Below are 26438 nucleotides of genomic sequence, written 5' to 3' on the forward strand. Positions count from 1 at the left end.
AAACCCGTCTCAATCAGTACGCCATATCATTTAGCATAAGTGAGAGCATGCCCTTTTGCCGCGCCAAAGCGTTACAAAATATTAGTTTGGAGTGGGCTCTGGTGGATCAATCTCAATATAAAGCTCATCATTGGACTCGCCATCACGATAAGGCCGATAGAAATGGGCGCCGCAATGAAAGTAGCGATAAGGCGTTGGCACCAGTATGCAGTCCAGTGGCAAAGCGCGTAAAACCGTAAGCTGTTGCTGCATTCGCAGCGCCTCTCGCCATTGATGGTCTTGCAACACTTGGTCTCGCACCGCAAATGCATCGAAAGGCTCACTGGACTTACGCACGACGACTTCGCCAGCGTGACTAGCACTGATAGACACGTAGCCGATAGACAGCAGACTTAGGTAGAGGCCGTAGAGACTGACTCGCACAATGTTCATGGTGTTCCTCGCAATTAACTCGCCATGGCCATAGACAGTATGACGCAATAGACACCTAGAGTGTGTCCACATCATACAAAAAATCGGGGCTGTTGCACTACTGCAACAGCCCCCGTAAGCTCATCTTCTGTGCTGATGAAGATTAGTTAGCACTCTTGAGCGATACAAACTCAGGATAGGCATCGATACCACAATCTGATGCATCCATACCATTGTACTCTTCCTCTTCAGTCACTCGGATCCCCATGGTCACTTTGAGTACGTACCAGACCACAAACGAGCTACTAAATACCCAAGCGAAAATCACTGCCGCCCCAAGTAACTGGCCTGTGATGGTCGCATCGGCATTCGATAGCGGCACCAAGAGTAAACCAAATAAGCCAGCCACACCGTGCACCGAGATTGCGCCCACGGGATCGTCTATCTTAATGCGATCAAACATCACAATAGAGAAGACCACTATGCCACCGGCAAACAGACCGATAGCACCGGCTAATAACAACGAAGGCGATAAGGGATCGGCGGTGATGGCAACTAGGCCGGCCAAGGCGCCGTTAAGGATCATGGTTAAATCGGCCTTACCCCACACCATCTTACACACGATGAGCGCAGCAACGGCACCGCTCGCGGCAGCCGAGTTGGTGTTCACAAAAATCTTGGCCACCGCCGAAGCGTTCTCCATGTCCGATACCAATAACTGTGAGCCGCCATTAAAACCAAACCAGCCCATCCACAACACAAACATACCTAAGGTTGCCATGGGTAAGTTAGATCCAGGGATTGGGTTAACCTGACCGTTAGGGCCATATTTACCTTTACGTGCACCGAGCAGTAACACCCCAGAAATAGCTGCCGTCGCGCCAGCCATATGCACAATACCGCTGCCAGCAAAGTCGACAAAGCCCGCTTCAGACAGGAAGCCACCGCCCCATGTCCAGTAACCTTCGATGGGATAGATAACCGCCGTCATCACCACAGAGAAGAGTAAAAAAGACCAAAGCTTCATCCGCTCAGCGACCGCCCCCGAGACGATAGACATGGCTGTCGCCACAAACACCACTTGGAAGAAGAAATCTGATTCTAAGGCATGGTCTGCATCGCCCGCTTGTACGCCAATGAGTCCACCTAACGAGGGCAGCCAGCCGCCTTCAGTGTTATCGACGTACATAATGTTGTAACCCACAATTAAGTACATGATGCAGGCTATAGAGTACAAACAGACGTTTTTGGTTAATATCTCGGTGGTATTTTTAGAGCGCACTAAACCCGCTTCTAGCATGGCAAAACCGGCCGCCATCCACATCACCAGAGCACCCGAAATCAGAAAGTAAAATGTGTCTAGTGCGAATCGCAACTCGGTCACAGTGGTACCTAATGCCTTTAGTTCTTCCATTGTCTTATCCCCTTACAGTGCTTCGTTATCGAGTTCGCCCGTACGAATACGGATAACCTGATCTAGATCTGTCACAAAAATTTTGCCGTCACCTATCTTGCCCGTTCGCGCTGCCGCCACGATAGATTCAATCAAGTGGTCTACATTTTCCGACTTAGTGGCGATATCGAGTCTAACCTTAGGTAAAAAATCGACTTGATATTCGGCGCCACGATAGAGTTCGGTATGGCCTTTTTGGCGCCCAAACCCTTTCACCTCGGTGACTGTCATGCCCTCTATCCCCATACCAGCGATAGCTTCTCGCACATCATCCAATTTAAAGGGTTTGATAATTGCACTGATTAGTTTCATTCCAGCCTCCGGCTCGTGATTGTAATGTGGTGATACAATAAACAATTCAAGCATCAGGCCAACAATAAAAATCACTTATAATCAGTAATTTAAACTTTACGGATTGATACAGCCTACCCGCTATCGCACCATTTTGGTGCGCGCACCCCACCAGTGCACAAAAAACAAGCGTTCAGGTATTCGACTTATGACCGATTGGTTATGGCGTTATCCTAGGTATGATAGAAAACCAACCATGGGAGGAGATGACTATGTTAGAACCACAGGAGTGTGTGTTATTGATTGTCGATGTGCAGGGCAAGCTTGCCCAGATGATGCATCAAGCCGATACCTTAGAGCACAAGCTGACCACCTTGATCAAAGCGGCAGAGCTGTTTGACATCCCCATTGTCTGGCTAGAGCAGCTACCCGAGAAACTCGGCAGCACGAGTCCAGCATTACAGGCCCTGCTGGCCCCGCACCACCAGCCAATCGTCAAAGCCCATTTTAGTGCTTGGTATACCGAGGCCTTTCGCCACGCAATGGAAGGCACCAAGCGCAAACAAGTGCTGATGGCGGGCATTGAAACCCATATCTGTGTCTATCAAACCTGTCGCAGTCTGCTCGATAATGGTTATCAGGTGAACGTTGTTGCCGATGCGGTATCGTCACGCAGTGCTGAAAATAAGCAGCTGGGCATTCAGATGATGACTCAGTATGGCGCGAAGGTGACCAACTGTGAGTCTTTACTGTTTGAACTGCAGCGCGAAGCCAGCGGCGAGCGCTTTAGGGCCCTACTAAAGATGATTAAATAGTTTGTACTCAAGGGACAGGCCTATCTTGGCAACGGACAGAATATGACAAAAAGCCCTGGTTAAATACCAGGGCTTTTTAGTGTGATGACTTAAAACAAACCGTTAGAGAAGCACTGCTGGCTTACTGACGCAAAGGCTCACTCACGGCTTAGCTATATCACTTGCTTAGTACGTTGCTTCACGCTGCTTAGCTTCGGCGTCCCACTTAGGCAGTACGGTTTTCTTGAACTCTTCCTTGTCGGCGTTCATCTTTTTCATGTCCATACCTAGCGCCGCTTGGGCTTTGGCTTTAGTCGATACATCAGGGATCGCAATCGGCTGCTTAACCCCTTTCACCGCTAATAACTGTGCCAGTTTAATACGGGCATCGGCGGCTTTATCAACTGCGGTACCTAATACACGTAAGGCTTCATCCGGTGCATGAGCCGCCACCCCATGAGAGGCTGTGGCATAATCCCAGCGCCACTGTGAATGACGGATATCCATTAAGATAGGCTTCATTTCAGTCTCGCTAGCACCAGCGTCCCACGCCGCTTTGGCTTCAAAGTGAGCTCTAACCAACTGAGCTTCAGCACGCGCCTTTAAATCGGCCACTTTCACCTTACGTTCTTCGGTTAGGTTAACCATGAACTCTTTGCTTTGGCTATGACAGGTGCCACAGGTTTCTTCGAAGCGATCAAATGGATTACCCACTTTATGGTCGGTAAACTTACGGCCTTCGGCATTGGTAACCTTAGGCATGTGACAATCGGTACAGGTCACATTGTTTTTGCCGTGTACGCCAAGTTGCCAAGTTTCATAACCTGGGTGCTGGGCCTTAAGCATAGGAGTTTTCGACAGGGCATGGGTCCAATCGGTAAAGTCCATACTATCGTAGTAGACTTCCATCTGCTCAACTGTGGTGCCCATATCCCATGGGAACTTAACAAAGCCTTTGCGATCTTGTGTTTTTTCGAAGTAGTACTCTACGTGGCACTGACCACACACCATAGATTGCTTATCTTTTTTAGACGCTTTATCGAACGGGGTGCCTAGGGTGTTCATGGCACGTTCGGCAAACGGACGAGACAGGCGTAACTTAGCCGAGCCTTTCTCATGACAATCGGAACAACCGATAGTATTGACTATCTCTGCACCACCTTTGTACCACTTACCGGCGAAATAGCCATCTTCGCCTTGCTCTTCAATCATACGAGGCACATCAGGGCTCTTACATGACCAACACGCCATCGGCATTGGACCATCTTCAGCAGACTTAGGCGCACCGGTACGTAAGGTATTACGCACATCGGTTACCGCATACATATGACCACGAGGTGCATTGTAATCTTTGGCAAAGCCATAACCCGCCCACAATACCACTAAACTGGGCACTTGCTCCAACATATCGACAACATCTTTGCTTTCAGCGGTCTCATGCCAGCTGTTATATTGCTTCGCAAATTTGTCTTTATACACTTCATTACGTGGCTCAGTTTTGTCACTGGCCATCACGCCACTTGTCATTAAGCTCGCTGCAACTAACGCGCTTAGTGCAAAGGTTTTTTTTGTTAAATTTTTCACCATCTCATCTCCGTATTATTCATAGTTATCTGCAATAACCACAATATCTCCATGGCCAAAGTTAGCCTTTAAGCTGATTTTTAAATATACCTCTTATGGGGTAACTGGGATGAATCTTGAGCTAGATCATAATGTAAATGTGTTGTATCTCACACTTTAGCCAATATGTTAACTTTTATGCTGATGACTCATTAATAATACTCGCCTTACTAGTCATCCTCTTCTTCGATTTTAAGCGACGGGTCCCTGATGAAAAAAGGCAGTCTCACCGCCACCATTTTTGCACTTATGCTGACCTTTATTTTACTGTCGAGCGGCTTGGCCACCTTTGCTATTGCCAATTTAGCCTACAGCTTAGGCGATGCGCGGGCGATTAACGCCTCCGGCTCGCTACGTATGCAAAGCTATCGGCTGATGTTTTATGCTAACTCTGGCAGTGAAGATGCCGATGAGAAAGTGGCCGAGTTTGAAGCCACCCTCTATTCAGATGCGTTAAAACGCTCCCTAAGTTGGATAAGTCCTGCAGCCTTGGGTGAGCAATACCAACTGGTTATCCAAAAGTGGCAGGTGATGAAACGTTTTATCGAAACCGAAAATTCACGCCAATATGCCGCCGCACTCAGTGATTTTGTCGACACCATAGATTTGCTGGTACTGGAAACCGAAAAACACGCCGCCTTTAAATTACGCCTGCTGGCCGCAAGCCAAATTATCGGCTTAAGCCTGATGTTATTAATCGCATTTTTTGCGGTGCGTTTTACTCAACGTAAAGTGGTAAAGCCACTGCATCAATTAATGGAATCGGCTAACACCATCTCTAAAGGCGACTTTAATGTTGCCGTGCCGCAGAGTGAATATGTTGAACTTAATGCCCTGAGTAATGCACTGGCCAGCACAGCCAAAGAGTTATCTTCGCTCTATGCTAACCTCGAAAATCAGGTCAAACAAAAAACCTTAGCGCTCACTCGCGCTAACAATGAGTTGAAACTCTTGTACGACAATCTGGTCATGTTGCACTCAGGCACGCTGGAGGTAAGCACCCTTAAGCAGGCCTTAGATCAGCTCAAGGCCCATGAGCCAAATACCAACTTGCGATTAGTGATCGCCCAAGAGGGCGAAGCGCCGCTGTGTATCGAAGCCGATGGCGGGTGGTCACTGGCAGCACCAGAGACCACCCGCTTTGCCCTCAAGTTTGCCGATAACGAACTGGGCCATTTAGAAGTACGCAGCGATAGCGAGATTAATTACGCACTATTTGACAATTTTGCCATCATGCTGGCGCGCTCTATTGTTATTCACAATACTGGTGAGCAACGTCAACAACTGGCCCTGATGGAGGAGCGCGCCGTTATTGCCCGGGAGTTGCATGACTCACTCGGGCAACTGTTGGCCTTTCTAAAAATTCAGGTCAATTTGTTATCAAAAAGCCTCGATACCGATTGCCGTAGCCCACAAGTTGACAGCCAATTAAGTGAGATTAATGAAGGCGTCAATACCGCCTACGTGCAACTACGAGAGCTATTATCGACCTTCCGCTTAACCATCAATGACCCTAATCTACATAACGCCATGGAGGCGATGTTAGCGCAGCTGCGCAGCCAATCAGAGGCTAAAATCAGCCTCAACTACCAGCTACCAATGCAGCTATTAGGTGTCTATCAACATATTCACGTATTACAGCTCACTCGAGAAGCTACGCTCAATGCCATTAAACATGCCCAAGCGAGCCATATCCATATCGATTGCACTGCCCAAGGCGACAAAGTAGTGATAAGCATTAGTGATGATGGTGTCGGTGTCGATAAATTAATCGAGCGGGATCAACATTTTGGCATTGGGATCATGCATGAACGCGCCAGTCGATTAGCGGGTGTGCTAGAGTTCAGCGGTAACACTCAAGGCGGCACCACGGTCACGCTACAATTTTCACCTAAGACAGAGCCAGAATAACTTGGCCGCAATAACGGCATACAACGCCTGGAGACAAAACCATGGGTAAGCCCTATTCCGTATTAGTTGTCGATGATCACCCTTTATTACGTCGAGGCATCTGTCAGCTGATCGCTTCCGATGCCGATTTCACCCTATTTGGGGAAGCAGGCTGCGGCTTAGATGCACTGGCGCTGGTGGCCGACAACGAGCCTGATATCGTATTGCTCGACCTCAATATGAAAGGGATGACTGGGCTTGATACCCTCAATGCCTTGCGTCAAGAGGAGATCACTAGCCGCATCGTGATTTTAACAGTCTCTGATGCCAAACAAGATGTGGTGCGCCTGATCCGCGCCGGAGCCGACGGTTATCTATTAAAAGACACCGAGCCGGATCTGCTGCTTGAGCAACTGAAACAAGCCATGTCGGGGCACCAAGTTATTTCAGCCTCTGTGGCAGCCCATTTACAGATCCTACAAGAGGGACAAGATGAGCAAGAATGGATCAGCAACCTAACACCACGAGAGTTACAGATTTTACAGCAGCTAGCAGAAGGTAAAAGTAATCGAGTGATCGCCGAGCAACTGCATATCAGTGAAGGTACGGTAAAAGTACATGTCAAAAACCTGCTGCGTAAGGCCGATGCAAAATCACGCACCGAGATGGCGGTGCGCTACCTCAATCACTAAGCTTAACTTGGCCAAAGCCCTGTTTATGCTTAACTTATGTTACGCACAACTATGGTTAAGTTGAGCGTAACTAAGGTTAATTCTTATTAAGGGGGTAATTCTAATAAGGGGCTAATTTTAAAAATGAGTTATGTTTAAGAATGGCAAAATAATCAATAAAAATGCGACCAAAAGTCCTGAAAATAGTTAGTGCACTAGCGTTAGGCTAACGACTCTCAAGAATAAAGATACGCCAGCTGGTTAAGGCTTGCTCAAAATCTTCTAAACCACAAAATGCCTCAGACTCACCATTATAGAGTGACATAGACTCATCGAGCTCATAGTCATCTTCCATCTCTAACACATTCGCAAACACCCGCACCTGCTCGGTGTCTAAGTCGATTGATATCGCTTTACCTAGGATACGCTTTTCACTGAGCGTGCCTTGCTGCAACTGCAAAATCACTTGTTTAATTTGCTCATACAGCGAATTATCTTCGCCCAGCTCATCGACAAACCACAGCCCCATGATCTCATGATCCATGGTGAAATTAGCCACTAAGGTACCCGTTAATGTATTGCGGCGAAATTCATATTCCATTACTCAAACCCTAAAATTGTTATGCCACTCTCAAGGATAAATTCTACCCCAAGCCTGCAAGCAATGCGCTGTTATCTTGCCATGCCTGCGCCGCTTGTTGACAAAACCAACGTTTAAACCTGTTTAAGCCAACCGACAAGATTCTCACCTATATGAATCACCTCTGTATAAGCCAAATTATAGCCACAAAAAAGGGCGCTTAGCGCCCTTTATTCAATATCGAGTCAGCGACTATTTTTCGCTGGCTTCAGCCGCTGCAGCGGCTTTTTCGATAGAGAGTAATTCAACTTCAAAAATCAGCGTTGAATTAGCTGGAATAGTACCAGTGTCACGATTGCCATAGGCTAATTCAGCTGGAATAACAAACTTGTACTTGGCGCCTACAGGCATTAGTTGAACACCCTCGGTCCAACCAGGGATAACCCGGTTCAGTGGGAACTTAGCAGGTTCGCCACGAGCAACTGAGCTATCAAATTCGGTACCGTCAATCAGAGTGCCGACATAGTGCACCTCTACTGTGTCTTCCGCTGCTGGCTTATCGCCACTACCTGCAACAAGTACTTCATATTGCAGGCCAGACTCTGTAGTCGTCACCCCTTCTTTGGCTTTGTTTTCAGCTAAGAATGCCGCACTTTCTGCCAAGGCTTTTTCAGCCATGGCGGTCGCCTGTGCCTGACGCTTCTCATTTAAGGTTTCGTCTAAGCTTTGCAATACGGTTTGCATCTCTTCTTCGGTCAGCTTGAGCTCATCGTTCAAACCATTGCTGAACCCTGTGATGATGAGGCTACGGTCAACAGCTAAGCCTAACTCTTCTTGCTCTTTAATATGGCCTGACATGTATTTACCAATAGAAGCACCAACACTATACGCTTGTTTTTGCTGCGTGGTTTCTAATTTAACCTCTGCTGCGGTTGTTGATTGTTGCTCTTGGTTACAAGCGGTTAAACCAACCACTGCTAGCGCGACCAGTGACATTTTATAAATCGACTTCATTAAAAGCTTCCTCAGCATTTTCTTGTGGTTACAATAACCTTACTTTTCTAAGACGAACCACTTTATACTAGTTAATTGACATATACCAATTACATTATCGATGTTAGGCCAGCGCCATCACAGTGGTCAATTCGCTCTACAGAACCTGTGCAGTGACAAGCAGCATCAATGTAATCGCCTTGAGCTAAAGACAATATATTGCGGAGCAAGTTCATGAAAAGTTTCACTGTGCTGCTAATTTGTGCATTATTTATCACCGCCTGCCAACCACAGCCTGAAACGACCGTTATTATCAATCAACCCAGTTATAGCGCGACCCTGTCTGACGATGCGCATTATCTGTTGATCAGCACCGCCAATAGCGATTTACAATTGTGGGATTTAACCACGCACACCCAGAAATATCGCTGGTTTCACGGTGAGCAAAAAAGCCAAGCCATCGACACCGCAATTTCTACCAATCAGCAATACGCCGCCTCACTGAGTCGCGACTCAGTGGCGCTGTGGAGCATCGAAGATGGTCGCTCACTTGGATGGTGGTCTTTACCTGCTAACGGACAAACTGTAGCGATTGCCGATAGCGGTGCCCTGTTAATCGGCCTCACCGATGGTAGCGTGATGTCATTGGCGCCGAGCCAAAATCGATTGATCAAATTTCTGGGCCACAGTGAAAAAGTCAACAGCGTGGCCATCTCACGCAATGGTGAACTTGCCCTCTCGGGAGCCAATGATAACCAAGTGATCCTTTGGCATGCGACAACAGGCCAACCGATACATACTTGGTCGCTGCCCAGCCGGGTGATTAATGTCAGTTTGAGTCAGCAAGGTGAGCTGGCTTTTGCCTCCGACAGCACCAATCAAGCCATCATTTGGAACACCCAAGATGGCAGCCAACACAGCCAACTCAATATTCATCGGCGCACCCATAATTTTTCCAGTGCACGCTTTACTCGCGACAACAGCAAATTACTAACGGGCACTCCGGCTAGAGAAGTGAGTGTCTGGCGAGTTTTAGATGGAAAAATGCTGGTTAATTGGCGAGTCAGTCGCACAGAGCATGCCCAAATCAAAGGAGCCGTTGTATACTCAGTAGCTGAAGATAACCATCATCAGGTCAGTAGCATTAGTAGCAATGGTCTACTGGAAACTTGGCCTATGCCCCCCTTATAGAGGAAATTATTGGTGCCACTAGAACAACGAATTGAAGAACTTGAAATGAAACTTGCGTTTCAAGAGAGTACTATCGAAGCACTGGACCAACAGGTCATTAAGCTTAATGCCATTGTCGATGAACAGCAGGAAAAACTGCGTATACTGGTCGACAAGGTGCAGCAATCTGAGCCAAGTAATATGGCTAACCCCGCGGATGAAACGCCGCCACCGCACTACTAAATCGATATTCTGAGTGGCGATGACGCGCCACTCCGGTAAGTTATCGCGATAGACGCTAGCGCAAGGGAGCGAGACTGACATGCTGTTAACCCTATACATTCATCATCTTAAGGTAATAACCTGATGAAACGACTCGTTATGATTATGCTCGTCAGTCTCAGTGTATCGGGTTGCGCCTTTAACAGCGTATTCATAAGCTACCCGTCGCAAATCGCCCCGATAAAAGCTGCATTAAATCGACCCACCACCACCCCTATCTACCCTCAGCTGGATGATAAAATAAATGGCGCAGATAAATTATTATACGCCCAAGAAGCTGGCAGAGTAGCGCAAATAGGTGGCGACTTCAGCGCCAGTCAAGGCTATTACAATAAGGCAATTGACGCTTATCAAGCCTTTGATGAGCAAGCGACCCTCAGCATCTCGGATACCGGCGCCAAAGCCTCTAGCCTGTTGATTAACGACAATGTGATCCCTTATCGTGGGCCTGGGTTTGAGCGCATCATGCTGCATCAGTACCAAGCACTGAACTACCTGTTCAGTGGCGACAGCGAAGCCGCCTTAGTGGAAGTTCGGCGCAGTAATCAACTGCAAAGCTCAGAACAAGCCCGTTATCAAAAGTCGATGCAAGCGGTGCAGTCGATGGCCAACGGCACCATAGATGCCGAGGTCAACAAACTGGGACAAGCAGCGGGCAGCACCACCAGCTCGTTTTTAAACGCCTACAGTTATTACACCACAGGGTTACTGTACGAGTTATTGGGCGAGGCTAACGATGCCTTTATCGATTATCGCAAAGCGGCGCAAATTACCCCAGACAACCCTTATCTGCAACAAGATTTAGTCCGATTAGCCAAGCAACTGTCAATGCCGCAAGCGGATGATTTTGTTCGCCGCTGGGGCGATGCTAACCCCGCCAGCGCAGGGCAAGGACAAGTGGTGTTATTAGTCGAGCGCGACTTTGTCCCAGAAAAGCAAAGCTTTACCGTGCCTTTTTCTATCCATGGCAATTGGCAAACGGCATCATTAGCCACCTATTATCCCGACCGCTCTCCTGTGCGGCCCGCACAGATTAATGGCCTTGAGCGCCGCTTAACCGCGGCGCCACTCGCCAACATCGACGCCTTAGCCATCACAGCATTAAAAGAGGAGTTGCCCGCCGCGCTGTTTCGCCAAGCGGCTCGCATTTACGCTAAATCAGAAATGGCAAGACGGGTACGAAGCGACTCAAAAAAGGCTAACAATCAATTCGATGCGGCGGCGCTTGCCATACAAATTTTTAATGTCGTCACCGAACAACCCGACCGACGCAGCTGGCTAACCCTGCCCAAACAAGCACAAATCGCCCGCGATTATGTGGATGCTGGCCGTTATGCTATCCAACTCGACCAAGGTCAGGCGCAGACGATAGATGTACAAAGTGGCAGAACAACATTAATTTGGATAATTGATACTGGTAATTACACCCGCTTTTATTCAATAATCATTTAACCTCATTACAGGAATCGGTATGTTTATGAAAAAATTCAAGCTCATTTTTATCATTGCAGTGGCCATTGGCCTAGCGGGCTGTCAATCGCGGGTTCAATACGGTGATGCTACTGAAGTCGAAACCGTAAATGAAAACTTCGGTTCCACCGATCTGCAAGCGATCACCGCCAAAATGGTCGATAGCATGTTGACTTTCCCGCCCGTAGTGGCAATGACAGCCAACGATCGTCCCATTATTTTTGTCGACAAGATCAAAAATAAAACCTCTGAGCATATTGATACCGAATCGGTTACCGATTCGATCAGCAACAAGTTACTGCGCTCAGGTAAGTTCCGTTTTATCGACATGACGAAGGTAGACAGTGTGCGTAAGCAACTGGATTACCAAAATAACTCTGGCATGGTTGACCCTTCAACTGCCATTAATTTTGGTCGCCAAATCGGCGCGCAGTTTATGCTGTATGGCAACTTGTCGAGCATAGTCAAACAAGACGGTAGCACCACCGATGTGTACTACAAGATGACCATGCGTTTAATGGATCTCGAAACGGGCCTCATTGAATGGTCTGATGAAAAAGAGATCCGTAAGACGCGCTCTAAGTCGTTCCTCGGTTTGTGATCTTTTCCTGCCTTAAAAAACCAGCAACGTGCTGGTTTTTTTATGGCAAGTGATACATCGCCTTCCGATCACATCAGCCCAAATTGCTTAATGACAACTTAATAATGGCTCACAACATTCTCGCGTTGCGACATCGCAAACCGGCTCAACAGAAAAAGCCTCTGCTGAGCTTGTGTATCATGGCCGCCGTGGCGCTATTGCTCAGCGCATGTCAAAGTACACCCACGACGCAGCCTGCTCGCCAAGCACAAGATAACGCCACCATCAGCGCCGAGCAGGCGCGCTCGCGTGCCAATCGCATCAGTGATATTCACTATCAATTAGCGCTAGATCTCAGCAATAATCAGCACTTTCGTGGTGAGGCCACCATCAGCTTTAGCTTAAGTGACAACGACGCGCCCTTATTATTGGATTTACATCAGGCGCGGCTGCACCAGCTAACGATTAATGGCCAGCGCCTCTATCCCAATTACGACAGTCAGCACCTGCGCCTTTCACCCTTGCTGCTTAATCGTGGGAGTAATCAAGTCAGTCTCAGTTATAGCCACCCATACAGCATGGGCGATCAGGGACTGATCCAAGCTATCGATGCCGTTGACGGTCGCCGTTACCTCTATAGCCACCTGCTGCCGGCCAGCGCCCAGCGCATCATGCCGGTGTTCGATCAGCCCAACTTAAAAGCGGTGTTTCAACTCTCGGTTACTGCCCCCAGCGACTGGCGAGTGTTCAGCGCGGCCGCGGAGCAAGAACAACGCCACGGTACTGACCTTAGCCAATGGTTCTTTGCGCCGAGCCCCCCGCTGAGCCCGCATACATTTTCGCTTATCGCGGGCCCATATCATCAATGGCAGTCGGATGAAGCATCGCTGACGCTGCGATTGCTGGCGCGGCAATCGATTGCCCACCAGATAGACGCCGACACTTGGCTGGCGCAAACCCATCGAGGACTCACTTTCTACCGTCAACAGTTTGGTGTCGACTATCCCTTTAATCATTACAACCAAATTCTGGTGCCACACCTGCCGACGCAGGCGATGGCCAATGCCGCCAACGCCACCTTTGCTGAAACGGGTATTGATGTGACGCCTTCCTTGTCACTCAATTTACGCACCTTAGCCCAGCAATGGGTGGGTAATTTGGTGACCTTAAACTGGTGGGACAGCTTTTGGCTCAGTCAGAGCCTAGCTATTTTACTGGCCAACAAGGCGATGATTGCAGACGCTTCCACCCCCGCTTGGTATCAAGACATACACAATGTTTACCAGCTCGATGACAAGTACAGTCTAACCCCGCTAGAACAAGCGGTTATAAGTACCGCAGAGATTGAGCCAAGCGTCAATCCAGCCACGCTCAGCAAAGGCGTTGCTCTGTTAACCCAGCTCAATTACTTGGTGGGCGACACCGCTTTCAAGCAAGGCCTGCAGCACTACCTTGAGCAACACCGCTTTGGCAATGCCAACCTTAACGATTTTATCGTGAGCCTGAGCCTGACGGCAAAACGCCCGTTAGCAACATGGGCCGAGCAGTGGCTCTACCAGGCTGGCGTTAACCGTATCGAGGCGCAGTTCCAGTGCAGCAACGGCCGCATCAGCCACTTTAATCTACACCAGAGTGCCAGCGAGCAATACCCCACCTTACGGGAACAAAAGGTTAAACTGGGGCTGTTTACCTTGGGCCGTGACGCATTGCATCGCAATTTGGTCGTGGCAACCACCTACAGCGGTAGCGACACCGAGATTAAGCGGCTGCAAGGGGTGCGCTGTCCCGATTTGGTGTTTCCCAACTACCAAGATTGGGGATATGTGCAGGTACAACTTGACCCACAATCCTTAACGACGGCGCTATTGCATCTGAGTAAAATCGACGAGCCCAAGCTGCGCATCATGCTGTGGCAAACCCTGTGGCACAGCGTCACTCGGGGCGAGCTCACACTCGACAGGTTTCTTGGCAGTGTATTTATCAACGCGCCGCAAGAGAATGCCCCTCAGGTATTACAACCTCTGTTAAGTCAGTTGAGGCAAGCCAAGGCGCAGCTTGAGCAGATGAGTCCCAATCGGCAGCATTACAGCCAACGTGCGCTAAGGGCATTGGAGCAGATGAGTCTGCGCCTGACCATGACCACTCAAGCTACGCCTGAAATCCAACGCTTGTGGCTTGAGGCCTATATTGATTTTGCGCTCAGCCATCAGGCTAAGCAGCACCTAAGTGCACTGCTTAACGGCACCGAGCAGCTCACTGGGGTTGAGCTGACGCCTTCCCTGCGCTGGGCCATGGTGATCCACCTTAATCGTTACGATGCCATAGGCGCCCAGCGACTATTACAGCAAGAAAAGCTGCGCGACACTTCGCCGCAAGCGGAAATCCTAGCCCTGAGCGCCGAAGTTGCGCAGCCCATTGCAGCGCAAAAACGCCAATGGTTTGAGCGCATACAGCAGCATAACGCCGATGCCGATAGCCTGATGTTGGCTAAACTGCTGCGCATCATGCCCTACCTTTACCCTAGCGAGCAAAAAGCCCTTAGCCAAGCAACCGCCGAGCAACGCTTAAATGAGCTTGCGCAGCTAGATAAACGTAATAGCGCCCGCTTTATGCAGGCCTACAACCAATTTTTACTGCCGCGAGAATGCTCTTACGCTAGCGTGGCGCGCTTGTCGCGTTTGCTTAATAACGAGCCCAACTTGAGCCCGGTCACTCGGCGTGGCGTGAAGCAGGCTATCGAGGATGAACAAGCTTGTATCACGATCCAGCAGCCCTTGCGTCAATAACATAAAAAATGCCACCCTAAAAAGGTGGCATTTTTAATCGCTTCAGCACACTTAACATCAAGCTATATCGGCTACCGACAGAATTATCAAGTGACGGACTAGACCGACACGATAGGGTAACCCCGATACGGTAAACCTTATGTGGTAAACCTAAGGGGCTTAAAGGGCTTACATAAACAGCTCTTTAATGTTTTTCAGATCGCTCTTGCCCTCTAGCAACTCTTGCTGTGACAAGCCTGACACTTCATGTGGGAACACCAACCAATCATCAGACTCATGGATAAAGTAATCCGGCTTTAGCTCAACTGCGGTGTTTTTAGGTTTGTAATAAGGGCAAGCAATACGCACATCGGTTGGCATATTAAGGCGCATCAGCTCTTGGAGCTTGGTTTTAAGCGCATGAATGCTGCGGCCAGAATCGAACACATCATCGACAATCAATAATCCCCCATCGGCATTGGCATTTTCAACAATGTAATGCAAACCATGCACCTTGATCTTTTTGCTCTGCTGGTTAATACCATAGTAAGAGGAGGTTCTAACGGCAATATGATCGGTATCGACCTTTTTAAAATCAAAATATTCCTGTACCGCAATGCCTATTGGAGCACCACCACGCCAGATCCCAACAATAAATTGTGGCCTGAAACCACTGTCAAAAACTTGTGCTGCTAAACGAAAGGAATCTTCAAGCAACTCCTGTGCAGTAATAAAGCGTTTCTCTGACATCTGACCGTCCCCATCTTGTTATATTTAGTATTCGACTGGGTAAAGTGTAATCTAAAAAGATTAGCCTTTGCCCAAATTCAACGTAGCACAAGAATATCGAATTGAGACTCAAAACGATTAAAAAATGGCTACGGGATTTTGGAGCTGGATTTTATACTAAAAACCCCGCTCCTGCAGGACTAAATCACTAAAACTGCAGGGCAGGTTCACTTTTATAAACAGTAAAGCCAACAAGTAACGACTAAGATGCGCTTATCAAGCGAGGGGCTTACACCAGCGTGATGCTCACCTCACCCACTTGAGTGATGGCGCTCGCCTGTTTATCGCTAGCTTCACTAAAGTCTGGCGACATTAAGGTGTCGACATAATGCCAGTCACTTCGAACCTGATAGTGATCGAAGCTGAGCACCATAAAACCGCGATCGCGCAGATTGGTGTATTTCAGCCCCTCGACCAGATCAACAATGCCCGCCTCGGTAACACTTTGCTGATCGGCCTCAATACCTAAATAGTACTCCAATCCTGGAGATGAGACCGAACTGGTGGCAAACTCTACACCCACACTGTCGCCATGGCTGTCGGTTAACTCGTTCGCCCAGGCATTATGGGTGTCACCGGCTATCACCACTAAGTTAGCGCCTTTGGCTTTTGCCGTGGCTAAAATCACCTCTCGCTCATAGGCATAACCATCCCAAGCATCTAAGTTATAGGGAATAGCGGGCAGTTGTAACAACGCCATCACTTCGGGCGTCAGCTTATGCTGATTACCAATCAAATAACTATACTCTTGCGCTGTTAAAGTGGGGTCGCCAGCCTGTGCCCGCGCGGCAAGTTGCGCTAAGGCCCCCAACTCGGCGTATTGGTACACAGACAATTTTTGGGTGGCGATAGCCGCTGGCAACAGCATACTGCCCATCAACACTTGCTGGCCAAGTACCTGCCACTTGCCTGTGGCATTAAGCAGCGAAGCTTGCAGCCATTGCAACTGTTCAGCCCCCAACATAGTGCGGGTATCACTGGTGACATCGGCCATAAAGCGCGCGCTGTCGATAGTACTGCTGGCATCATCGATATAGTCGGCATAATCGAGCTGCTTATCACGCGCTAACTGGCGGGTGTCAAGCATATGTAAATCGACCAAGTCACCAAAACTAAATGAGCGATAGATCTCTTGATGATTGCCCTCTGACCATGGACGAATAGGCAACCACTCAAAATAGGCTTGCAGCGCGGCGGTTTTGCGCGCTGCAAAATCCCCTTCATCAGGCTGATGGTTTTCTGCGCCATCGGCCCAACTATCGTTAGCCACTTCATGGTCGTCCCACACCGTAATAAAGGGGACTTTGGCATGTAAGGCATTTAACGCGGCATCACTGCGATACTGGGCATAGCGCGTACGGTAATCGCTAAGGGTTAACAACTCGCCGGCGGGTAACACTTCCCGGCCAAGCTCGGCGGCATTTTCACTGGCATAGCCCCCTCGGCCATATTCATAGATATAATCACCCAAATGGATCACCGCATCGAGTCCTGCCATCTCACTGGCCAGTTGATACACATTAAAATAACCTGCTGGAAAGTTAGCACACGACATCACCGCTAATTTCACTTGCTCCACCGCGCCCTCGGGCAAGGTTTTGGTCATCGCGACCTCGGAATAAACCTCGCCGCATTTAAAGCGGTAATAATACGCTGTGCCCGACATCAGGCCGATGGCATCGACTTTCACCGTATAATCGCGCGCGGCAGATGTGGTGGTTTCGCCGTTGCCAATAATATTACTAAAGGCCTCATCGGTCGCGATTTCCCAACTGACATTAAGCTCCCCCTCAACCTCTGGCGTGACTCGAGTCCACAGGATCACCGCCTCGTGAGTGGGATCGCCACTGGCAACCCCATTGAGAAATTCCCCCCGGGCAGCATTAGCTTGCTCATCATCGTCACTGCTTGAGCAGCCCATCAAGCCATAGGAGATGACCGCGGCGCCCACTCCTTTAGCCGACATGGCTAAAAAATCCCTGCGTGAATAGTGTATTTTCATTGTTATCCCTTTCATGGTTATTGTTATATTTAGTGCCTATTATCCTGGCGAAACACACCTCACCTCATCGGAGTACAACTTAAGCGTGGCTGAGCAATAACCTTAAGGAATGCCCTTAGCCTGGTAAGAGGTCTAATGACGATAAGTATTTATTAACAATATTGCAACGTTATTACAGGGGGGCATTGGGGATTAATTAATCTAAAACGTTTTACCCCATCACACATTAGCGCTCAAGATTAAGTATCAAAAATGAAATTATAATTTAATAAACAGACATTTAATGAATAAGGCATTACTGTTATCATCAAAAAAATAGAATGACAGCAGCAGGAAAACACCATGCGTGTTAGCGATATTATGAGCACCGACCTAGTCTGTATCAGCGATCAGGCGACCGCCAAAGATGCTCATCTATTGATGCAGAGTCGTGGGGTTCGCCACTTACCCGTCGTCAGTGAGCATGACGGGCGATTGGTGGGCATATTGACTCACAAGAAGATGATCTCCACCGTCATCCACATGCTTAGCGCCTATGGTCCCGACGGGCTCGATCGCAAGGAACGTAAAACCTTAGTGGCAGACATTATGGAGAAACAGCTTCAACAGCTCAGCGCCGATGAGCCGCTAGCCGAGGTGGTCGATTATTTTATTGATAATAAATTAGGATGTTTACCCGTTGTGAACGACAGTAATAAGATTGAGGGGATCATCACCTCATCGGACTTTGTGAAACTGTGCGCCACGCTACTGAAAGTGTAAGCCTTTATGACAACTGAACAAGCAATAAGGTAAATGAACCGCCGCCCAACATAAAACCAAACGCCGCCATGAGGGCGGCGTTGATAAACATGGCCGGGTCACCAGCGTATATGACGAGTACGCAGTTACGAGCGCAGCTTACTGAGCCCAGACATAAGCAATACCGCAATGGCACCTGCGACAACCCCAAACAAGGCATTAAGCACACTTGGGGTGATAAAGCTCAATACCGGCCCGACCATCGCCCACTGCTCCACCACAACTGCCCACTGGTTAAACAGTTCACTCAGGCTATGAATACCGTGAGTTAAAATGCCGCCCCCCACCATGAACATCGCGATGGTGCCAACCACGGTTAAGCCGCGCATCAAATAAGGCGCTGCATTAACCAAACTGTGGCCAAAACGTCGCCCTAAGCGTGTCAGTAGGCTTTCGCCCTGACGCTGGCTTAAGTACAGGCCAGCATCATCAAGTTTCACAATTCCCGCCACTAAACCATAAACCCCTATGGTCATCAGCACTGCAATAACGCTTAAGGTCACCACCTGGGTCATAAAGCTAGTGTGGGCTACCACGCCCAATGTGATGGCAATGATCTCGGCTGACAGCACAAAGTCGGTACGAATCGCGCCACTGATTTTCTGTTTTTCATAGGCTTGCAGATCGAGCGCGGCAATATCGACATGAGGCTCGCTGCTCGGCTCATGGGGCTGAGTTGCGCTGTGATAAACCTTCTCAAACCCTTCATAACAGAGAAACAGGCCACCAAACATCAATAATGGGGTCACCGCCCAAGGAATAAAAGCACTGATCAACAAGGCCGCCGGCACAAGAATCGCTTTATTACGCAATGAGCCTTTAGCCACCGCCCAAACCACAGGCAGTTCACGATCGGCGTTAATGCCTGAAACCTGCTGGGCATTGAGCGCTAAATCATCGCCCAATACCCCTGCGGTTTTACGTGCAGCCATCTTACTCATGGCCGCGACGTCATCTAAAATGGTGGTAATATCATCGAGCAAGGTTAACAAACTTGCACCAGCCATAGATTCTCCTTTAATTTGAGTTGTTACGATGCCGTCTTTCGCCATATCACTAAGGCATCGATATAGTGTTAAATTACGCCCCAGTTAAAGCCGTTACCAGCAAAAAACACCGTAATGCGCAGTTGCTGAGATCTAACTTAAGTTAAGTTACACAAACAGCAGCATTTCACATACCTCTACTAACAACTATGAGTATAATAGTGACAAAAGATTCGTTTATCCTTACAGGAACTCCTTATGACTCAAGATGAAATGAAAAAGGCAGCTGGTTGGGCAGCCCTACAATACGTTGAGAAAGACACCATAGTCGGCGTCGGTACAGGCTCAACCGTCAACCATTTTATTGATGCCTTAGCCACCATCAAGGCCGATATCGAAGGCGCAGTATCGAGCTCTGAAGCCTCGACTGAAAAAATGAAAGCCTTGGGTATTCCTGTATTCGATCTTAATGCCGTTGACGATGTAGCCGTATATGTGGACGGCGCCGACGAAATCAATGGTCATATGGATATGATTAAAGGCGGTGGTGCAGCGTTAACACGTGAGAAGATTGTTGCGGCAGTGGCGAAAAAGTTTGTCTGTATCGTCGACAACACTAAGCAGGTAGATGTATTGGGTGAGTTTCCACTGCCTGTGGAAGTGATCCCTATGGCGCGCTCTTATGTGGCACGTGAATTGGTTAAGCTTGGTGGCGATCCTGTGTATCGTGAAGGTGTGGTGACCGACAACGGTAACGTGATCTTAGATGTTTATAATATGAAGATCGTTAACCCCAAAGAGCTAGAAGAGAAGATTAACCAGATAGTCGGCGTGGTCACTAACGGCTTATTCGCTCAGCGCGGCGCCGATGTGCTCTTGGTCGGCACCCCTGATGGCGTCAACACCATCAAGCAAGACTAACCATTTGAGTGGTAGTCTGCTGTATACCGTCCCATGCAATAACCCAGCGGTGTATTGATGATTAACCAGTAAAAAGTCACCATTAAAAAGCCACCCCATGTTCATGGCGTGGCTTTTTTAATATCACTATCTTGTGCTAAAGGGGTGTTAACTTAAGTTAGCTAACATCCGTCATTAAATAGGCTTATTGGCCACTTAATCTTTTACCAAAAGAAATAGCATAAGCGGTTGAGCGCAAACGTAAAATACGGTCATCACTTGACTCAACCCCTTGAGCCAACGCATTTGGGTCGAAGTTAATCAAGTCGCAGCTGTTATCGCCGCTGCTGGTAATACTCAATGTGCCCAAGGTGATCACTTCACGATCTTCTGGCCACGCTTGTGATGGATTATTGGTGACATCATCGGCCTGACCGATAACCGCTTGCAGCTCAAAATTGGCCGGGCCTTGGCTTAGCTCCTCTTTCAATTTGTCGGCTAAAAAGGTGTTTGGCAACTGCTTCATCTGCGCTTCGGTTAATAGTTGCTGCCCCTCGGTCGGCACTAAACGCCATTTAAACTTAGTTTTCTTACCTTGGTCATCGACAAAGTAGAAGGCATGAATACCGTGATAATTGACCGATGCATAAGAGCTTGGCGGATTATTGGCTTGCAGCCAATTAAACTGCGGCAAGGTACTTGGGTGATCCTGACGGTACTGCGCCACTTGGCTAAAATCGACTTTACCTTGTTCGTTAGGCACTAAGGTTTCAAGTAAACCTAAAAAGACTTCGGGTGACTTACCCGGAAAGACTGGTGTGGTTAAGCCTGCAATGTAGTGCACGCTACCATCGGCCATGGTGAACTTAACTCCCACTCCACGCGGGCTTCGCTCGGTTTCATTGGCCGCAGGGTTGCCGCCCGCCATTGAAAAACGAATGTTAGCCGTGGATTTTTCACCATTAAATAGGGCACTACTAGAATAGCGACCACCCGCATCAGTAGGGGTAAACTCACCTACGGCGCACACCCCTTTGGCATGGCCTTTACGCACACCCGGCTGTTTACCCGCAAGTTTTTCAAATACATTAATAAAGTCCAAGCCAGAGGCTTCTGCGTGAACCGCGCCGCTTGCTGCCATGGTTGAAACTAAACATGCTGATAGTGATAGTGCTTTAAAATTCACGATGAACTCCGCTAAACGTTATCAATTAAATACGATGGACAGTAAGACCGCGCTTGATCACCTTTTATTTCACAAGAGGTTAAATAAGCGCGTTTAATTACCAGCAGCTAGTCAGTACCACTTTGTATTAAGCCTGTCCCTGTTGAGCTTGAAGGTTGAAGACTTAAGCCTTAAGCCTTAAAAAAAGATAATCGCTGCCGCGCCATGGCGTAGAAAAAAAACGCCTAAAGCATATCAATGCCTTAGGCGTTTTAGTGGGGCGCACTCACTAGAGGCGCGCGGTCACACTAGAGCGAAAAGTTCGCTATGGTCTTTTGGATCCCTACCACATCGGTGCCTTTTTTTAGCTCTTTAACCAGCGGCTCTTTTTGCCCTGAGATCCACAGCTTTAATTCGGCGTCCATATCAAAGGTTCCGGCAGTTTCCACTTGAAAGTGAGTAATGGCCTTATAAGGCACAGAGTGATAACTGACCTTTTTCCCCGTTACCCCTTGTTTATCTATCAAAATGAGGCGCTTATTGGTAAATACAAACATATCGCGCACCACGCGATAGGCCAAAGCCAGCTGCTCATTGTCGCCCATAATGGGGCCTAGCTCGGCCGCCAACTCCTGTAAATCAACCTCTGAAGCATTGCCCATTAGCGCATCTAACAGTCCCATGATCTTTTCCTTAAGTCAGTGAATGTGGCGCTTAGAGACGCCTATACTTGCCGATTGGCACCGACCACCATCATTTCACACTTAGGGCAGTCAAATACCAGTTTTAGCACATCCTTGCCGATCTCCAAAATCATAGGGTCGGCCTTAATGCCAGGCACCTCTTTGGGGCAAAGGTTAAAGTTAAAGCGTAAGCAGTGTTTAGTCACCATCAAGGGCGCATCATCGCTGATACCATTTTTCTCGTAGGTGTCTTCAATCTCAATCACCCCGTGACGGGTATAAAACGCCTTGGCTTGCTCATTAGCCACATTGCCCATAAAGCTTAAGTGTTTTACTGGGTAAACCGCATCTTGGTTATATTTCCACGCTTTAGGACGCTGATAACCGTCGATACGAGCCTGCTCAAGGGCGACCACCGTGTCACGGCGCAGACCATTTAATACCGAGGCTGGCATAAACCAAGGGCTGGCGGTGTCGATAGTGATTTGACGTGCATTAAAGTCGGTGCTGCCGAGCTTTGATAGCTGTTTACGCACATTTTGCAGCGCCTTATCGTGATCGCTAGCCGGCGTCTTATCCATGGGCAATGTTACACTGGCGCTAATACCATATTGATCCGTCATGGTTAAGGCTACGCCATCATGGGTGTCGGCTAACGTCATATCGACGTTAATAATGCGCTTAGACGACTCTTTAGCCAGCAGCGTTTCGAACGCCTGATCATGGTTTCGATATAAGGTTGCGCCCACTTTAAGGTCACCCGGTACGGCAATCACATACAGTTTATCGCCGTCGGCGCGATTGACTCGCAGCCCTTGTAGTTTATCGTCTGACTGTTTGGCTTTTTCATAATTGGGCGGGAAATAACACAGGCCGTCGCCATTATTAAACCCATGGGTCGAGCGCACTTGGATATAGTCTTTACCCAGCGCCACCACGCTACCGACCTCTTCACCAATATATTTAGGCGAACGGAAATCACTCACCCCTTGGCTGCGGTCATTAACAAAGTAGTCGGTTCTTCCGCGGTTAAAGGTTTTTTCGGTATTAGGGGTAAAGCTATGTTCACAGCGGCCATGGCTTGAGGCAACAAACTCGGGGCGACGCGCGATAATTTTATCGAGTTCTTGGCGATAATGGGCGGTAACGTTTTTAACGTAACTTAAGTCTTTTAAGCGCCCTTCGATTTTAAATGAGCGAATACCGGCATCGATAAGCGCTTCTAAATTATCGGTTTGGTTATTATCTTTTAAAGACAATAGGTGTTCATTTTGTGCCAGCACCTCACCTTGACGGGTCTTAAGATCGCCAGGCAAACGACACATCTGAGAACATTCGCCTCGGTTAGCGCTGCGATTACTAAAGGCATGACTTAAATTACACAGGCCGCTATAGGCCACGCATAAGGCGCCGTGAATAAAAAATTCCAGCTGCATATTGGTATTGGCGGCCACCTCGCGGATTTGGCTTAATCCTAGTTCTCGCGCTAACACCACCTGCGAAAAACCCACCTGCTCAAGAAACGCCACTTTCTCTGGATTACGGTTATCCATTTGCGTGCTGGCATGCAGGGCGATAGGCGGAATGTCGAGCTGCAATATGCCCATATCTTGCACGATAAGTGCATCGGCGCCGGCTTCATACACCTGCCATATCAGCTTTTCGGCCGCTTTTAGCTCATCATCCATCAAGATGGTATTGATGGCGACAAACACCTGCGCATGATATTGGTGAGCAAACTGGCACAAACGGGCAATATCTTCGACGCTATTACCCGCGGTTGCACGCGCCCCAAAGGCTGGGCCACCGATATACACCGCATCGGCACCATGGCGAATGGCTTCAATACCAAAGTCAGCATTTTTGGCGGGGGCCAATAACTCTAGGCGGTTTGAGCGGGTCACAACTGACGCAGGTGACGGGCTATCGGGGGTAAAAATCTCAGGCTTATCCATGGGGCGTTACTCAATCAGGTAGCAGCTTCATAAAAATTAGGCCGCGATTATAACAGACACGGCTAACATAGCACGGTCAAGCGTAGTCGATTTTAGGCGTTTTTTGCACTGTCCGCTCAAGCCGCAGATGCCCAGTACCCTAGTAACAAGCCGTTAGAGCTTATCTGTCAAAGTAAAAAAGGGCTTCAATGTGAGTGACCTTGCGGCCGTCAGTCTTAACCGCTGATGGGCAATAACACGCTGATAGCCGATAAAAAGTGCGCAGGCTGTAGACCCGGCACCTTAAAGATGATGAATACCATTAAGTTAAAGGAGTGCTGGAAGCTTAAATAACCCCAAAGAGACCTTAACCCTGCAGCCCAGAGTCTGTTAGCCCTTGGCTAATCTTACCTGTAGTTTTTGATTTTCCGCTTCAATATGTTTATAGAAATCACAATCGTCCAATTGAGAGGCCGCCGCTTCATCGAGCACTAACATGGCATTACGGTGCAGTTGCAGGGCCGAAGCCGGACACGATGCACTCAGCGCGCCCTCTACCGTTGCCTTAATCGCCGCAGCTTTATTGACGCCCGTCGCGAGCAACAATACTTTTTTCGCGTCTAATATGGTGCCTATCCCCATGGTGATCGACAGATGGGGCTGATATTCATCGGCTGAGAAAAATCGGGCATTATCTTCAATCGTCGCCTTGGTGAGGGTTTTCACTCGCGTGCGCGACATTAAGCCCGATGACGGCTCATTAAAGCCGATATGACCATTACGCCCTATGCCGAGCAGCTGGATATCGATGCCACCCGCTTGGGCTATTTGGCATTCATAGCGCTCGCAGGCCTCAATCGGATCGCTAGCATCACCCGGCGGCACAAAGGTACGCTGCTTATCAATATCGATATGCTCAAACAACTGCTGATCCATAAAGTAGCGATAGCTTTGTTTATGCTGACCATCGAGGCCTAAATACTCATCTAAGTTAAAGCTGGTCGCCTGGGCAAACGAGACATCGCCAGCTTGATTAGCACCAATCAATAAATGGTATAAGGCCAGCGGCGTCGAGCCCGTAGCCAAACCCAACACAGAGCTTGGCTTGCGTCGCAGTTGCTGAATAAAAATATTGGCGCCATATGACGCGACATCGTCACTGCTGTTTAAAATCACAATTTGCATAATCTCGACTCGCCTAAACCAAACTTGACCTGTAAAAATGACTGACTCCGCCACACCTACCTACTACTAACCCAAAAAACCAGTTAGCCAGCCTTCGCGCGCAACATCAACCACCACCTTTTGATAACATGACTATAACTAACAATGACAGCGTTGTCATTAGTAATCCCCTTACAGAACGAGTATCATCGTCTCCGTCCATCAAACAGCGCCTCTAGCACCTCAGGATGACTTAATAACGTCGTCATCATTAGGAATGATATTAATCCGCTAATATGTTGTAAATGTTAGCTATATAATCTTAATTTGGGTTATATAAGCTCAGCTTTCTTATACAGGTTATTTATGTCCAAGCCTCACTATCCCAGCATATCGGCAAGCGATACCGCCGATTTTGCATCAGCGCAAGACTTTAAAATTTTCAAACCTTATGGCTACCTGAGCCAATTTGTACCCGAGCGGCGCAAAAGCAAAAAACTTCTCGGGGAGTTAGCCGATTTTCCCGCAGGGATCATGGCTATTGGTCGGTTAGATCACGACTCAGAAGGCTTGCTGCTACTCACCACCGACGGCATGACTAGCCACTTGGTGCGCAGTAAACAGATTGAAAAAGAGTATTACGTTCAGGTAGATGGCGAGATAAATGCCAAGGCTGTTGCTGAGTTATGCCAAGGGGTCAGCATAGGTATTAAAGGTGAGCAATATCAGACTCTGCCCTGCAAGGTTAAGCTGCTCGATACGCCGCCGGCGTTACCAGAGCGAGGCAAAAAAATTCGCGATCCGCGCCATGGGCCAACGAGCTGGTTATCCATCACCTTGACCGAAGGCAAGAATCGCCAAATCCGAAAAATGACCGCCGCTGTGGGATTTCCCACCTTACGTCTGGTGCGAGTACGTATTGGTTCAATTTATCTGGGCGACATGCAAGTCGGTGAAGTGCGAGTCCTTGGTCGATTAGGCTCACAACTGAGTGAAAGCTAACAGCAAAGCCAAAGCGTGAAAAGCTTGGAGCCACCTGCT

At 48.5% G+C, this 26438-nt stretch carries 24 protein-coding genes; 11 read left to right on the forward strand and 13 right to left on the reverse strand.

Translation table 11 applies throughout. From position 1 onward, the window contains the following. Nucleotides 1-81 precede the first annotated feature (81 nt). From AC5YBX_RS14345 to AC5YBX_RS14355, 3 genes are all read right to left on the reverse strand, one after another. Nucleotides 82-432, reverse strand: a complete 351-nt coding sequence (locus AC5YBX_RS14345; protein WP_494523907.1) for a hypothetical protein — start codon at nt 430-432, stop codon at nt 82-84. Between the two features lie 142 nt (nt 433-574). Further along, a complete protein-coding gene (locus AC5YBX_RS14350; RefSeq protein WP_494523908.1) occupies nt 575-1825 on the reverse strand; it encodes an ammonium transporter in 1251 nt (416 codons plus the stop codon). A gap of 12 nt (nt 1826-1837) precedes the next feature. Continuing rightward, nucleotides 1838-2176, reverse strand: a complete 339-nt coding sequence (locus AC5YBX_RS14355) for a P-II family nitrogen regulator (RefSeq protein ID WP_494520943.1) — start codon at nt 2174-2176, stop codon at nt 1838-1840. Nucleotides 2177-2427: 251 nt separating this feature from the next. Here AC5YBX_RS14355 and AC5YBX_RS14360 point away from each other — a divergent pair, with 251 nt between their 5' ends. After that, nucleotides 2428-2970, forward strand: a complete 543-nt coding sequence (locus AC5YBX_RS14360; RefSeq protein WP_494520942.1) for a hydrolase — start codon at nt 2428-2430, stop codon at nt 2968-2970. Nucleotides 2971-3135: 165 nt separating this feature from the next. Here the strand turns inward: AC5YBX_RS14360 and nrfA are convergent, their stop codons facing one another. Further along, nucleotides 3136-4536 (reverse strand): ammonia-forming nitrite reductase cytochrome c552 subunit, encoded by a 1401-nt coding sequence (nrfA, locus tag AC5YBX_RS14365; RefSeq protein WP_494520941.1) that lies wholly within the window; start codon nt 4534-4536, stop codon nt 3136-3138. A gap of 246 nt (nt 4537-4782) precedes the next feature. Between nrfA and narQ the strand changes: the two genes are divergently transcribed. Both narQ and AC5YBX_RS14375 read left to right on the forward strand, forming a co-directional pair. Continuing rightward, a complete protein-coding gene (gene narQ / locus AC5YBX_RS14370) occupies nt 4783-6483 on the forward strand; it encodes a nitrate/nitrite two-component system sensor histidine kinase NarQ (RefSeq protein WP_494523909.1) in 1701 nt (566 codons plus the stop codon). A 41-nt stretch (nt 6484-6524) separates the two neighbouring features. Then, a complete protein-coding gene (locus AC5YBX_RS14375; protein WP_494520939.1) occupies nt 6525-7154 on the forward strand; it encodes a response regulator in 630 nt (209 codons plus the stop codon). A gap of 205 nt (nt 7155-7359) precedes the next feature. On the opposite strand, the gene AC5YBX_RS14380 is transcribed toward AC5YBX_RS14375, so the two are convergent. Further along, nucleotides 7360-7734, reverse strand: coding sequence for a YacL family protein (locus AC5YBX_RS14380; RefSeq protein WP_494520938.1), 375 nt, complete (start codon nt 7732-7734; stop codon nt 7360-7362). 231 nt (nt 7735-7965) lie between these two features. Beyond that, nucleotides 7966-8727, reverse strand: coding sequence for an FKBP-type peptidyl-prolyl cis-trans isomerase (gene fkpA / locus AC5YBX_RS14385; RefSeq protein WP_494520937.1), 762 nt, complete (start codon nt 8725-8727; stop codon nt 7966-7968). Nucleotides 8728-8940: 213 nt separating this feature from the next. Here fkpA and AC5YBX_RS14390 point away from each other — a divergent pair, with 213 nt between their 5' ends. From AC5YBX_RS14390 to pepN, 5 genes are all read left to right on the forward strand, one after another. Beyond that, nucleotides 8941-9897 (forward strand): WD40 repeat domain-containing protein, encoded by a 957-nt coding sequence (locus AC5YBX_RS14390; protein ID WP_494520936.1) that lies wholly within the window; start codon nt 8941-8943, stop codon nt 9895-9897. Between the two features lie 9 nt (nt 9898-9906). Next, a complete protein-coding gene (locus AC5YBX_RS14395; protein ID WP_110457257.1) occupies nt 9907-10119 on the forward strand; it encodes a SlyX family protein in 213 nt (70 codons plus the stop codon). Nucleotides 10120-10242: 123 nt separating this feature from the next. Continuing rightward, nucleotides 10243-11610: a COG3014 family protein gene (locus AC5YBX_RS14400; protein WP_494520935.1), complete on the forward strand. Its 1368-nt coding sequence runs from the start codon at nt 10243-10245 to the stop codon at nt 11608-11610. Between the two features lie 25 nt (nt 11611-11635). Beyond that, nucleotides 11636-12229, forward strand: coding sequence for a penicillin-binding protein activator LpoB (lpoB, locus tag AC5YBX_RS14405; protein WP_119977742.1), 594 nt, complete (start codon nt 11636-11638; stop codon nt 12227-12229). A gap of 104 nt (nt 12230-12333) precedes the next feature. Continuing rightward, nucleotides 12334-14994, forward strand: a complete 2661-nt coding sequence (gene pepN / locus AC5YBX_RS14410) for an aminopeptidase N (RefSeq protein WP_494523910.1) — start codon at nt 12334-12336, stop codon at nt 14992-14994. A gap of 168 nt (nt 14995-15162) precedes the next feature. Here pepN and AC5YBX_RS14415 read toward each other — a convergent pair whose 3' ends face one another. Both AC5YBX_RS14415 and AC5YBX_RS14420 read right to left on the reverse strand, forming a co-directional pair. Next, on the reverse strand, nt 15163-15723 hold the full coding sequence (locus tag AC5YBX_RS14415; RefSeq protein ID WP_494520933.1) for a phosphoribosyltransferase: 561 nt from the start codon (nt 15721-15723) through the stop codon (nt 15163-15165). Between the two features lie 268 nt (nt 15724-15991). Then, a complete protein-coding gene (locus tag AC5YBX_RS14420; RefSeq protein ID WP_494523911.1) occupies nt 15992-17764 on the reverse strand; it encodes an alkaline phosphatase D family protein in 1773 nt (590 codons plus the stop codon). A gap of 342 nt (nt 17765-18106) precedes the next feature. Here AC5YBX_RS14420 and AC5YBX_RS14425 point away from each other — a divergent pair, with 342 nt between their 5' ends. Continuing rightward, nucleotides 18107-18526, forward strand: a complete 420-nt coding sequence (locus tag AC5YBX_RS14425; protein WP_494523912.1) for a CBS domain-containing protein — start codon at nt 18107-18109, stop codon at nt 18524-18526. Between the two features lie 125 nt (nt 18527-18651). Here AC5YBX_RS14425 and AC5YBX_RS14430 read toward each other — a convergent pair whose 3' ends face one another. Continuing rightward, nucleotides 18652-19572, reverse strand: coding sequence for a DUF808 domain-containing protein (locus tag AC5YBX_RS14430; RefSeq protein WP_494520930.1), 921 nt, complete (start codon nt 19570-19572; stop codon nt 18652-18654). 237 nt (nt 19573-19809) lie between these two features. Between AC5YBX_RS14430 and rpiA the strand changes: the two genes are divergently transcribed. After that, the gene (gene rpiA / locus AC5YBX_RS14435) at nt 19810-20472 is read left to right on the forward strand and encodes a ribose-5-phosphate isomerase RpiA (protein ID WP_494520929.1); all 663 of its coding nucleotides are present in this window, start codon (nt 19810-19812) and stop codon (nt 20470-20472) included. Nucleotides 20473-20656: 184 nt separating this feature from the next. Here the strand turns inward: rpiA and AC5YBX_RS14440 are convergent, their stop codons facing one another. The 4 genes from AC5YBX_RS14440 to nagB all read right to left on the reverse strand — a co-directional run bounded on the left by AC5YBX_RS14440 (nt 20657) and on the right by nagB (nt 25418). Then, nucleotides 20657-21637: a catalase family peroxidase gene (locus AC5YBX_RS14440; protein WP_494523913.1), complete on the reverse strand. Its 981-nt coding sequence runs from the start codon at nt 21635-21637 to the stop codon at nt 20657-20659. Nucleotides 21638-21924: 287 nt separating this feature from the next. After that, a complete protein-coding gene (locus AC5YBX_RS14445; protein ID WP_475514829.1) occupies nt 21925-22299 on the reverse strand; it encodes a PH domain-containing protein in 375 nt (124 codons plus the stop codon). A 41-nt stretch (nt 22300-22340) separates the two neighbouring features. Further along, nucleotides 22341-24254: a peptidase U32 family protein gene (locus tag AC5YBX_RS14450; RefSeq protein ID WP_494523914.1), complete on the reverse strand. Its 1914-nt coding sequence runs from the start codon at nt 24252-24254 to the stop codon at nt 22341-22343. Between the two features lie 369 nt (nt 24255-24623). Next, nucleotides 24624-25418, reverse strand: a complete 795-nt coding sequence (nagB, locus tag AC5YBX_RS14455) for a glucosamine-6-phosphate deaminase (protein ID WP_494523915.1) — start codon at nt 25416-25418, stop codon at nt 24624-24626. Nucleotides 25419-25763: 345 nt separating this feature from the next. Between nagB and AC5YBX_RS14460 the strand changes: the two genes are divergently transcribed. Next, nucleotides 25764-26399 (forward strand): pseudouridine synthase, encoded by a 636-nt coding sequence (locus tag AC5YBX_RS14460; RefSeq protein WP_494523916.1) that lies wholly within the window; start codon nt 25764-25766, stop codon nt 26397-26399. The last annotated feature ends 39 nt before the right edge of the window (nt 26400-26438 follow it).

The sequence above is a fragment of the Shewanella sp. 492 genome, assembly GCF_059338445.1.